We start from the raw sequence: 12050 nt of genomic DNA, 5'->3' as shown, positions 1-12050 counted from the left end.
CGCAGTCAGGGGTGGATCGCCTGCGGATCCACCCCTGACTCAGATGACTACCAGCGGTAGTGAGCGAACGCGCGGTTCGACTCGGCCATCTTGTGCGTGTCTTCACGACGCTTCACAGCGGCACCGAGGCCGTTCGAAGCATCAAGAATTTCATTGGTGAGGCGATCGGTCATCGAGTTCTCGCGACGAGCCTTCGCGTAGCTCGTGAGCCAGCGAAGTGCGAGTGTGTTCGCACGGTGCGGCTTGACCTCAACGGGCACCTGGTAGGTCGAGCCACCAACACGACGTGAACGAACCTCAAGGGTTGGGCGCACGTTGTCGAGCGCCTTCTTGAGTACGGTCACGGCGTCTTGGCCGCTCTTCTCTGCGACGGTCTCGAGTGCACCGTAAACGATGCGTTCTGCGAGGCCCTTCTTGCCGTCAACAAGAATCTTGTTGACGAGCTGGCTCACTACGGGTGAGCCGTATACGGGATCAGCGACAACGGGGCGCTTGGGAGCAGGTCCTTTACGAGGCATTACTTCACCTTCTTTGCACCGTAGCGGCTACGAGCTTGCTTGCGGTCCTTGACCGCCTGCGTGTCGAGTGCGCCGCGCACGATCTTGTAGCGAACACCGGGGAGGTCCTTTACACGACCACCGCGCACGAGCACCATTGAGTGCTCCTGCAGGTTGTGGCCCTCACCGGGGATGTAAGCCGTAACCTCGGTACCGTTCGAAAGCTTCACACGAGCGACCTTACGCATCGCCGAGTTCGGCTTCTTTGGGTGGTGGTGTACACACGAGTACACACACCGCGCTGCTGGGGGTTCGCCTTCAGAGCGGGCGCCTTGGTCTTGGTGACCTTTGGCGACCGGCCCTTGCGAACCAGCTGCTGAATAGTAGGCACTGATTCTCCTCATTAGTCCTGCACGGTGACAGGAATGCTTCATATGGTTGAGCATGTGCGCACGTTTGCACGGGCGCGGAGCTGCTGAATCCGAAACGCGGGTCTCGGCCTCTGAGTGCAGCTATGCCGTGGGGGTTTCAGCTCTGGGAGCGAGTGACCCACAGTGCCCTCCTCCTGCCTTCGCGCACGCGCGTAGAGAGGTGGAATGCACCAAAGGACAACTTTACGCTGTGAAAGGCGCGAGCGCAAGGAAGATCGAGCGATTCGATCCACCATACATCTCGACGCTCACTCGGGTTGCTCGAGATGCTTCGAGAGGTCGTCGAGCATGGCTTGCACCTGCGGCTCAACAAATCGCGCAATTGCGCCCTGAATACGGGCTTGATGCATGAGCAAGGCAAAGCACACTTCGTTCCCGACTGAGCTCGCCTGTCGATCTGCAAGTTCGACCTCGCGACGCAACTGCTGCTTCTCGCTCTCGCTCAGCGGCGGTCGAGGAAGCGTCGGCTCAGGTCTCGTTTCTTCAGCGAGTCCGCCGAGGGTAAATAAGAATGGCTGGCCCGATTCGTCGGGCTCCGGGTCAGGGTCAATGCCATCGAATTCGGGATCAAGTCCCGCTACCGGGTCGTATCCGCCAGTTTTCCAGAGATCCGCGCCCGTGAGTTCGGCCTGCAGCATCGGTAGATGCTCACTCGTGTAGAGGTCTACCGCACGGTCGATAATTCGCTGCATGCGAGAAACCAGCGCATGTTTTACCTGGTGCGGTGTATCTGCGGCAATCCCAGACGCTAGGACTATCGGCGACCCCGTACACCTACGACACAACCTCGGCCGTCCACGGTGGGCAGCGGGCACCCACTTCGGAACCCATTCAAGCCAAGCATCAACAGCAGCACCAACTTGAGCCTCAAGCGAAGGTGCCGCCATCACTCACTCTCGCCTTCGTGTCGCTCCCAAGGCCACCGTGGGGCGGGACGATCAGTGTAGATGCGCCGCGCGAGCACTAGCCAGAACACAAGTACGCCGATCGCCCAGATCGGAGCGAGCACTATCGCAAATAGGCTCGCCCATGTCTCATCAAGCTGAAGACCGCCAACGATCCCGAATAGGCACCACAGCAGGTAAATACCGAAGGCTGCACCGATTACGATGCTCCACACGGGAGCGCGACTCCCCCGCAGCAGCGAAAGAGCCTGCCTCCACAGGAGCACCCCGAGCATTACAAGACCGACTGCAATCGTAAAGACTCCGAACCACAGTGGTACGCCGTCGGTGACGATCGGCCCATGCCCGAACAGTAAGCCGAGCATTCCCCACGACATCACAACGAGTGCGGCAGTGAAAATGAGCGTCGCCGCAATGAGCCCGAAGACGTATCCCCGAGTCACCCCGCGGCGAACACCCTCGTTCATTATTGCTGCGCTCGCACCTCAGCGAGTGCTGTCTCGTAGTCTTTGAGAAGCTCTGCGTTCTTCGCTGTTACCCTGCGCCCGCGGGCGCCGATCCACGCACCGAACCAGACGGCAACCTCACGTGCAAGCACTGCAGCGCCCAGTGTCGGAACAGTAAAGGCGAGCGCTCTCGCAGCGCCGATAAGGCCACCGTTGTCATCGCGCAGGTCAGCTGCGGCCTCGAGTGGCGTGCCGATGTAGGCGAATACGCCGGTGGCGGATGCCCACACGACGACTCCGACGAACAGGCTGAAGATGACGTAAGCCCACCAGCCAGCGCGGCCAAACACGAGCACGAGAATGACGAGTCCGACGAAGAACGCGACGACCCCGGCGATGAAGCCCCAAGACGTCACCCACGGAAGCAGCCCCTCAGTCAAGAATGTTGAGGGTGGGTATTGCTGTGAGATCCACACTGCAATAATGCCCGCGTAGAGCACAGCAAACGCAAGCGTCGCAAGCAACGCAATTGCTACGCCGGCGCCGCGGTTGCCCTTCAGGTCTGGTGGCATCGGCGTCTGCATGTACAGCGCAGCCATGGGGTGATCTGAACTGATACGGATCTCGCCGTCCCTCTCGGGAGATACTGCTGGTGCGGCGGCAGCGCTCGGCAAATCGTCAAGCGTCGTGGGAACTTGGACGGGCAGAGCCGGACGCTCGAGGTCGAGTTCGGTATCGACCTTCGAGAATTCTTCGCGATGAGCCTGCTCTGCGCGGGCAGCTTCGGTCGCCGCGTCTGCATCGACACTGGTGTCCGAAACCACCGTGCTCTTCGAGACGTCGACGTCAGCGACTGTCTCCGAGTTAGCGCTCACTGCTGTGTCTGCACCGGTAGGTGTCTCAGAAGGCGCGGGCACTTCGGCTGCGCGATCCACCGCATCTTGCACTGCGGCATCGCTGACAGACTGCTCTTCGACCGGTGCGCCAGGTTCATAGTTAGCAGTGGTTTCGCGCTCGTCGCTCATCGTGTTACCTCTCGGATACGTGGGGCCTTGCGGCCACGATACAAGCTTGGTCGAAGAAAGCGGTCTTCCCGCGCGGAAATCTTCGACTTCGCCCCTTGGCTCCCCCATCCAGCCAGTAACCAACCCGGACTGGCGAGTCACGTGACACAACGCGAAAGGCGCCCCTCCCGAAGAAGAGACGCCTTTCGCGTGCAGCCTCGCTTACGCGAAACCGTGTTCGGACTTAGCTGTAGTTGCCCGGGTTGAACTCATCCGAGGTGAACGTGTCGAAGTCAACGAACGAGAAGTCGTTCTCGTCGAAGGTACCCTCGCCCGCGAACATGCGGTTCGGGTAGCGCTCGGCACGCGCCTCTTCTGTCGCAGACACATCGACATCGCGGTAGGTGCTGAGCCCGGTACCGGCCGGGATGAGCTTACCGATGATGACGTTCTCCTTGAGACCGACGAGCGGATCCCTCGATCCCTCCATCGCAGCCTGCGTGAGCACGCGGGTGGTCTCTTGGAACGACGCGGCCGACAGCCACGACTCGGTCGCGAGCGAAGCCTTGGTGATACCCATGACCTCAGGACGCGCGGTTGCCGGACGCTTGCCGTCAACGAGCGCCTCGCGGTTGATGCGCTGGTAGCGTGCTCGGTCAACGAGCTCGCCCGGAAGCAGCTCGGTCTCGCCATGGTCAACCACGGTGACCTTACGCAGCATCTGGCGCACGATGACCTCGATGTGCTTATCGTGGATCGGCACACCCTGCGAACGATACACGCCCTGCACACCCTCTACGAGGTAGCGCTGAACCGCACGCTCGCCTGGGATGTGCTTGCCATTGTCGGTCTGACCGACCTGAAGGATGTCCTTCGGATCGAGCGTTCCCTGGAGGAACGGCTGGCCGAGCTCGACGTGGTCGCCATCTTCGATGAGCAGGGTCGAACGCTTGAGCACTGGGTACTGACGTTCTTCCGATCCATCGTCTGGCGTGAGGATCAGGCGACGGCTCTTCTCGGTGTCCTCGATCGTGACGCGACCTGCGGCCTCGGCAATCGGTGATGCTCCCTTTGGAGTACGTGCCTCGAACAGTTCCTGCACACGAGGGAGACCCTGCGTGATGTCGTCAGCCGACGCCGATCCACCGGTGTGGAAGGTACGCATGGTGAGCTGCGTACCTGGCTCACCAATCGACTGTGCAGCGATGATGCCGACGGCCTCACCGATGTCAACGCGCTGACCGGTTGCAAGCGAACGACCGTAGCAGGTGGCGCACACGCCAACCGCCGACTCACAGGTGAGTACTGAGCGAACCTTGATCTCGGTGACTCCAGCAGCAACGAGCTGGTCGATGACAACATCGCCCACGTCGGTGCCAGCTGTAGCGATGACAGCACCCTGCTCGTTCACTGCGTCTGCAGCGAGCGTGCGTGCGTAGACCGAGTTCTCAACGTCGTCATCACGAACGAGCTGACCGTCAACTTCGCTGGCGATCGGCAGGTCAAGGCCGCGGCCGGTGCCACAGTCCTCTTCGCGAATGATGACATCCTGCGAAACGTCGACGAGACGACGGGTCAGGTAACCCGAGTCTGCCGTACGCAGAGCGGTGTCAGCGAGGCCCTTACGAGCACCGTGCGTCGCGATGAAGTACTCGGCAACCGAGAGGCCCTCACGGTACGAGTTGATGATCGGGCGAGGGATAATTTCACCCTTCGGATCGCTCACGAGACCACGCATACCCGCAATGTTGCGGATCTGCAGCCAGTTACCACGAGCACCCGACGACACCATACGGAAGATGGTGTTGTCTTCTGGGAATGCCTCGCGCATCGCTGCAGCAACTTCGTCAGTTGCCTCGGTCCAGATCTTCACGAGATCAGCGTGACGCTCCTCATCGGTGATGAGACCGCGATCGAAGCGCTTCTGCACTGCCGCCGCTTCCTTTTCGTGCGCCGCAAGGATCTCAGCCTTGTTCGACGGGGTCACGATGTCGGAGAGCGCAACAGTCACACCCGAGCGAGTTGCCCAGTGGAAGCCTGCGTCCTTGATGCGGTCGAGGGTCGCAGCGACCTCCACCTTCGGGTAGCGCTCTGCCAGGTCATTGACGAGCGACGACAGGGTGCCCTTGTCGGCAACCTTCTCGAAGTAGGGGTAGTCAGCTGGCAGTGCTTCATTGAAGAGCGCACGCCCAAGCGTGGTCTCAACAAGCACAGGCTTCTCAGAGGTGACACCTGATGCGTCGGTGTAACCGGCGAGACGAATCTTCACCTTCGCACCGAGATCGAGCGTCTTCTCATCCATTGCGAGAATTGCCTCAGAAACTGTGCTGAATGCGCGACCTTCGCCAACGACACCTTCCTTCACCGTGGTGAGGTGGTGCAGACCGATGATCATGTCCTGCGAAGGCAGGGTGACCGGGCGGCCGTCTGAAGGCTTCAGGATGTTGTTCGAAGCGAGCATGAGCACGCGAGCCTCTGCCTGTGCCTCAACCGAGAGTGGCAGGTGAACCGCCATCTGGTCACCGTCGAAGTCGGCGTTGAACGCTGCACACACGAGTGGGTGAAGCTGGATCGCCTTGCCCTCAACGAGCTGAGGCTCAAAGGCCTGGATACCGAGGCGGTGCAGGGTCGGTGCGCGGTTCAGGAGCACGGGGCGCTCGCGGATGATCTCCTCGAGCACATCCCAAACCTCGCTGCGCGAACGCTCAACCATGCGCTTTGCAGCCTTCACGTTCTGAGCGTGCGACAGATCCATCAGGCGCTTGATCACGAATGGCTTGAAGAGCTCGAGCGCCATCTGCTTTGGCAGACCACACTGGTGCAGCTTCAGCTGCGGGCCGACAACGATGACCGAACGGCCAGAGTAGTCAACACGCTTACCGAGCAGGTTCTGACGGAAGCGGCCCTGCTTGCCCTTGAGCATGTCAGAGAGCGACTTGAGCGCACGGTTACCGGTACCAGTGACCGGGCGACCACGGCGACCGTTGTCGAACAGTGCGTCGACGGCCTCCTGCAGCATGCGCTTCTCGTTGTTCACGATGATCTCGGGTGCACCGAGATCGAGCAGGCGGCGCAGACGGTTGTTGCGGTTGATCACGCGGCGGTACAGATCATTGAGGTCTGAGGTCGCGAAGCGACCACCGTCGAGCTGCACCATCGGGCGAAGCTCAGGTGGAATCACGGGAACCACGTCGAGCACCATCGAGGCCGGGCTTGCGCCGGTCTGCAGGAAGGAGCTCACTACCTTGAGGCGCTTGATCGCGCGGATCTTCTTCTGCCCCTTGCCCTCTGAGATCTGCAGGTGCAGGGTCTCAGCCTCAGCTTCGAGATCAAAGCCCTCGAGACGCTTCTTGATTGCCTCGGCACCCATGTAGGCCTCGAAGTAATCACCGTAGCGGTCGATGAGGTCAGCAAATACTGCGTCCTCAGGTTTGAGGTCGCCGACCTTCAGACCACGGAAGTCGTCCCAGACGCGCTCGAGACGAGAAATGTCTTCGTCGTATCCCTTGCGGATCTGCGTCATGTCCTTTTCAGCTGAAGCTTCGGCGCGACGGCGCTGATCCGCCTTCGCCCCTTCAGCCTCAAGTGCCGCAAGGTCGGTCTCTGCCTGCTGCTGGCGCTGAGCAACGGCGATATCGCGCTGATCAGCGAGTGCCTTGAGTTCGAGGCGCAGTTCGGCCTCGAGCTCTGCCATGTCTTCGTGGCGGCCCTCTTCATCGATGTCGATGATCATGTACGCAGCGAAGTAAATGACCTTCTCAAGGTCTTTCGGTGCCATATCGAGCAGGTACCCGAGACGTGAAGGCACGCCCTTGAAGTACCAGATGTGGGTGACGGGAGCGGCAAGCTCGATGTGGCCCATGCGCTCACGACGAACGCTCGACTTGGTGACCTCGACGCCACAGCGCTCACAGACGATGCCCTTGTAGCGAACGCGCTTGTACTTGCCACACGCGCACTCCCAGTCGCGGCTGGGGCCGAAGATCTGTTCACCGAACAGACCGTCCTTCTCAGGCTTCAGCGTGCGGTAGTTGATGGTCTCTGGCTTCTTTACCTCGCCGAATGACCAGCTGCGAATGTCCTCGGCGGTTGCCAGACGGATCTGCAGCTCATTAAAACTCGTACCCTCGAGCAATGTTTCTCCTTGGGGTGAAATTGAATTCTTAAGTGTGGGGACTGGGCCCCGCCATCACAGGCGGGGCTTCAGTCAACTCAGATCTCGTCAGCCGAAGCTGCCTCGAAACGGGCCGAAAGGTTAATACCCAGCTCTTCCGCAGTGCGGTGTGCCTCGTCGTCGTTGTCACGAAGGCTCACAGCGTTGCCGTCTGCGCCGAGTACTTCGACGTTCAGGCAGAGCGACTGCATTTCCTTCATGAGCACTCGGAACGACTCGGGAACGCCAGGCTCCGGAATGTTCTCGCCGCGCACGATTGCCTCGTACACCTTCACGCGGCCGAGGATGTCGTCGGACTTCACCGTGAGCAGCTCCTGCAGCGCGTAAGCGGCACCGTAGGCCTCGAGCGCCCACACTTCCATCTCACCGAAGCGCTGGCCACCGAACTGGGCCTTACCACCGAGTGGCTGCTGGGTGATCATCGAGTATGGTCCGGTCGAACGAGCGTGGATCTTGTCATCGACGAGGTGGTGGAGCTTCAGGATGTACATGTAGCCGACCGAGATCGGGTACGGGTACGGCTCGCCCGAGCGACCGTCAAACAGACGGGTCTTACCGGTCGAGTCGATGAGGCGCTCACCGTCGCGGTTCTCAAGGGTTGAGTCGAGCAGACCAGCGATCTCTTCCTCGGTCGCGCCGTCGAACACTGGGGTTGCAACCTTGGTGTTCGGGGCTGCTTCGAGGGCTGCCTCGGCGAGCTTTGCTGCCCACTCTGGCGATCCGTCGATCTTCCAACCCTGCTTCGCGATCCACCCGAGGTGGATCTCAAGAACCTGGCCGAAGTTCATTCGACCCGGGATACCGAGCGGGTTGAGGATCACGTCAACAGGCGTTCCGTCTGCGAGGAACGGCATGTCTTCGACCGGGAGGATCTTCGAGATGACGCCCTTGTTACCGTGACGACCAGCAAGCTTGTCGCCCTCGGTGATCTTACGCTTCTGAGCGATGTATACGACCACGCGCTGGTTTACGCCCGAGCCGAGGTCATCGTCGTTGCCACTCTCTGCGTCGAACACCTTGACGGAAGTCACGGTACCTGCGACACCGTGCGGCACCTTGAGCGAGGTGTCGCGAACTTCGCGACTCTTCTCGTTGAAGATCGCGCGGAGCAGGCGCTCCTCAGCCGAAAGTTCGGTCTCACCCTTTGGCGTGACCTTGCCGACGAGGATGTCGCCAGGGTTGACCTCAGCACCGATGCGGATGATGCCGCGTTCGTCGAGATCCTTCAGAGCCTCCATGCTTGCGTTCGGGAGATCGCGAGTGATCTCTTCCTTACCAAGCTTGGTGTCACGTGCATCGACGTCGTACTCTTCGATGTGGATCGACGACAGCGTGTCGTCCTTCACCAGGTTCTGGCTCAGGATGATCGCGTCCTCGTAGTTGTGGCCCTCCCACGACATGAACGCCACGAGGAGGTTCTTGCCGAGTGCGAGTTCACCGTTCTCGGTTGCGGGGCCGTCAGCGATGACCTCGCCAGCCTCGATCCGCTCGCCAGCCTTGACGATAACGCGGTGGTTGTAGTTCGTGCCCTGGTTCGAGCGGTCGAACTTGCGCATGAAGTAGCTCTTCGTGCCACCCTCGTCCTGCTGAATAGTGACGTAGTCAGCGGAAACCTCGGAAATTACGCCGGCCTTCTCAGCGACAATAACGTCGCCTGCGTCGATGGCTGCGTACCCTTCCATACCGGTACCGACGATCGGCGACTCGCTGCGGAGCAGCGGGACAGCCTGGCGCTGCATGTTCGCACCCATGAGCGCGCGGTTCGCATCGTCGTGCTCGAGGAACGGAATGAGCGACGTCGCAACCGACACCATCTGGCGTGGCGAAACGTCCATGTACTGCACGGTTTCTGCGTCAACAAGCTGCACCTCGGAACCACGTGGGCGGGCGAGAACCTGCTTCTCAGAGAACTTGCCGTCCTTGTTTACCGGAGCACCAGCCTGAGCGATGAGGAACTCGTCCTCTTCGTGGGCGGTGAGGTAATCGACCTGGTCGGTGACCTTGCCGTCAACAATGCGACGGTACGGGGTCTCAATGAATCCGAACGCGTTGATACGCGCGAATGTCGCGAGAGCACCAATGAGGCCAATGTTCGGGCCTTCCGGGGTCTCAATCGGGCACATACGGCCGTAGTGCGACGGGTGAACGTCACGAACCTCGACGCCTGCACGGTCACGCGAAAGACCACCTGGGCCGAGTGCCGAGAGACGACGCTTGTTCGTGAGGCCCGCAAGCGGGTTGTTCTGATCCATGAACTGCGACAGCTGCGAGGTTCCGAAGAACTCTTTGATCGCTGCGAGCACGGGGCGCGTGTTGATCAGGGTGTTCGGGGTGATCGCCTCGATGTCCTGAGTGGTCATGCGCTCGCGCACAACGCGCTCCATGCGGCTGAGGCCGGTGCGTACCTGGTTCTGGATCAGTTCGCCAACCGCGCGGATGCGACGGTTACCGAAGTGGTCGATGTCGTCGGTGTCGAGGCGAAGCTCGATCTCCTTGCCATCGCGAATACCCGGAAGGGTCTCGGTACCAGCGTGCAGGCCGACGAGGTACTTGATCGTGGAGACGATGTCTTCGAGCGAGAGCACCGAGTCAGTGATTGGTGCGTCGAGACCAAGCTTGCGGTTGATCTTGTAGCGACCGACCTTCGCGAGGTCATAGCGTTTCGGGTTGAAGTAGCTGTTGTCGATGAGCGCGCGTGCTGCTTCGATTGCAACCTGCTCACCCGGACGCTGCTTGCGGTAGATGTCCTTGAGCGCCTCTTCCTGGAGGTTGACGCCGTCTTTCTCGACGATGCCGTCTTTCTCAAGCGTGAGGGTGATCGACTCGTACCCAGCGAACTCCTCGAGAATCTCAGAGGTAGTCATGCCGAGCGCCTTGAGGAACACGGTCACTGACTGCTTACGCTTGCGGTCGATGCGAACACCAACCTGGTCGCGCTTGTCGATTTCGAACTCAAGCCATGCGCCGCGGCTCGGGATCACGCGAGCGGTGAAGACGTCCTTATCCGAGGTCTTCTCCTGTGCGCGCTCGAAGTACACGCCGGGGCTACGGACGAGCTGCGACACGATGACGCGCTCGGTGCCGTTGATGATGAAGGTGCCCTTGTCGGTCATGATGGGGAAATCACCCATGTAGACCGTCTGGCTCTTCAGCACCTGAGTCTCGGTGTTGTAGAACGCCGCCTCGACGTAGAGCGGTGCCGAGTAGGTCTTACCGCGCTCCTTGCACTCTTCGATCGAGAACTTCTGCTCGTCGAGGATCGGGTTTTCGAAGGACAGCTGCATAGTGCCAGCGTTGTCTTCGATCGGCGAGATCTCTTCGAAGATTTCTTCAAGGCCGCTCTTCAGCGCGATGTCATCGCGCCCCTGAGCCTGTGCCTCAGCGACGCGCTCTTTCCAAGCGTCGCTGCCGACGAGCCAGTCAAAGCTCTCAAGCTGCAGTGCCAAAAGGTTCGGCACCGACAGCGTGTCGGAAATCTTAGCGAAGGAGAGACGCTGGTGATCGCGACCGTTCTTCGGATTGTTGGTGGACGATGCGTTGCGCGCAGCAGCCAAGGAATTACCTCCGTGAGCCCCGTCGGGCTGTAGACCTGGTCTTGCAAAGAATTGCGTTAGGATCATCGAGCGGGGCATATCTGCGCGTAAGCGCCAGCTCCCGAGGCCTTCCGTTATATGAAGGCACACTGGTGTCCGTAGTGCAACTATCTACAATAGCAGCGGAATTACACCTTGTCTAGTGGTCAACTTCCGGTGAAAGAAGCTCAGCCCTCCACTGCTCCCACTCACTCAAACTAAGGTTCTGCAAGTCACCCGGAGGAACATCCCGCTTGGGCCCGGGGTAAAAGTCAGCTCTGCCGTTCAGGGCTCGGTAGGCAAGCTGTACGACAAACGCCCTCACGCTGTTCGTGACGAAGGTAATTCGATCATTGCCACGGTCTGACGTAATAAGCGTAAGCACACCGTCGTCATCAATAGTGACTTTGCGGGCAATGTCGCCATCGACACTTAGAACATACAGGCAGGCAAGAAGCAGGTCCTCTACTCGCCTACTCTTCTGAATGAGTCCAGGAAATTCGAGCAGCATGCCCCAAAGTTCCCGAACAGTCTGCTCACAACGACCTGTCTTGACAGACAACGCTTGCTCAGCCATGACTCAAGACTAATGCTCGATTTTAAAGTCTTGTTAGTCCCGCAATTGCTGAGGGCGACGTTCGATTACTCGTGCAGTCACCATCGTTTGGGATGGCAATTTCACAACACGCATCACTTCCCATTCGATACCGCGGGCGAGTAGCAGTGTACCTGGGTTACCAGGCAGGGCTGGTTCTTGGAAAAGGGCTGGGGTTCCTGCGGGGACGCTCAATCTCACAAGTAATGGAATATCTTCAACCGGCTCACTTAATCCCATGAGAAATGACATTAAGTAGCTTGGCTCAAAAACACGGTCACCCTGCGTGAGAGCAGTCGGGATGCGCGCACTCGTCGGTACCAGGGTCACTACGATCGCCTCGGGAGTGGGGCGAAGTTCCAAGGTCTCATCAATTTCAGCCACCCTAGCGAGTACACCAGAGTTCAGCTCAGCTTCTCCTCGCAA

General features: G+C 59.9%; 8 protein-coding genes and 1 pseudogene. All 9 read right to left on the bottom strand.

What is annotated here, in order from left to right:
- Positions 1 to 47: 47 nt before the first annotated feature.
- Positions 48 to 518, bottom strand: a complete 471-nt coding sequence (gene rpsG, locus H9L06_RS10975) for a 30S ribosomal protein S7 (RefSeq protein ID WP_187555196.1) — start codon at positions 516 to 518, stop codon at positions 48 to 50.
- Positions 518 to 888, bottom strand: a pseudogene (gene rpsL, locus H9L06_RS10970) (30S ribosomal protein S12). The gene rpsG and the pseudogene rpsL overlap by 1 nt, the downstream one beginning before the upstream one ends.
- A gap of 288 nt (positions 889 to 1176) precedes the next feature.
- A complete protein-coding gene (locus H9L06_RS10965; RefSeq protein ID WP_343069249.1) occupies positions 1177 to 1620 on the bottom strand; it encodes a hypothetical protein in 444 nt (147 codons plus the stop codon).
- A 194-nt stretch (positions 1621 to 1814) separates the two neighbouring features.
- Positions 1815 to 2300: a hypothetical protein gene (locus H9L06_RS10960; RefSeq protein ID WP_187555194.1), complete on the bottom strand. Its 486-nt coding sequence runs from the start codon at positions 2298 to 2300 to the stop codon at positions 1815 to 1817.
- Entirely contained in the window at positions 2300 to 3304 is a 1005-nt protein-coding gene (locus H9L06_RS10955; RefSeq protein ID WP_187555193.1) for a YrzE family protein, read from the bottom strand. The genes H9L06_RS10960 and H9L06_RS10955 overlap by 1 nt, the downstream gene beginning before the upstream one ends.
- 223 nt (positions 3305 to 3527) lie before the next feature.
- Positions 3528 to 7418, bottom strand: coding sequence for a DNA-directed RNA polymerase subunit beta' (locus tag H9L06_RS10950; RefSeq protein WP_187555192.1), 3891 nt, complete (start codon positions 7416 to 7418; stop codon positions 3528 to 3530).
- Between the two features lie 77 nt (positions 7419 to 7495).
- Positions 7496 to 11011 (bottom strand): DNA-directed RNA polymerase subunit beta, encoded by a 3516-nt coding sequence (gene rpoB, locus H9L06_RS10945; protein ID WP_187555191.1) that lies wholly within the window; start codon positions 11009 to 11011, stop codon positions 7496 to 7498.
- Positions 11012 to 11189: 178 nt separating this feature from the next.
- A complete protein-coding gene (locus H9L06_RS10940) occupies positions 11190 to 11606 on the bottom strand; it encodes a hypothetical protein (RefSeq protein WP_187555190.1) in 417 nt (138 codons plus the stop codon).
- Between the two features lie 33 nt (positions 11607 to 11639).
- Positions 11640 to 12008: a hypothetical protein gene (locus H9L06_RS10935; protein ID WP_187555189.1), complete on the bottom strand. Its 369-nt coding sequence runs from the start codon at positions 12006 to 12008 to the stop codon at positions 11640 to 11642.
- Positions 12009 to 12050: the final 42 nt, after the last annotated feature.

This window comes from Leucobacter denitrificans (genome assembly GCF_014396385.1).
Classification (GTDB): domain Bacteria; phylum Actinomycetota; class Actinomycetes; order Actinomycetales; family Microbacteriaceae; genus Leucobacter; species Leucobacter denitrificans.
Note: the sequence above shows the minus strand (reverse complement) of the source record. Positions and strands in the feature narration are given on the sequence as shown.

Coding starts and splice junctions, on each gene's coding strand:
- H9L06_RS10960 (WP_187555194.1), bottom strand. CDS start 2,300: ATGAACGAGGGTGTTCGCCGCGGGGTGACTCGGGGATACGTCTTCGGG.
- rpsG (WP_187555196.1), bottom strand. CDS start 518: ATGCCTCGTAAAGGACCTGCTCCCAAGCGCCCCGTTGTCGCTGATCCC.
- H9L06_RS10940 (WP_187555190.1), bottom strand. CDS start 11,606: ATGGCTGAGCAAGCGTTGTCTGTCAAGACAGGTCGTTGTGAGCAGACT.
- H9L06_RS10965 (WP_343069249.1), bottom strand. CDS start 1,620: ATGCAGCGAATTATCGACCGTGCGGTAGACCTCTACACGAGTGAGCAT.
- H9L06_RS10955 (WP_187555193.1), bottom strand. CDS start 3,304: ATGAGCGACGAGCGCGAAACCACTGCTAACTATGAACCTGGCGCACCG.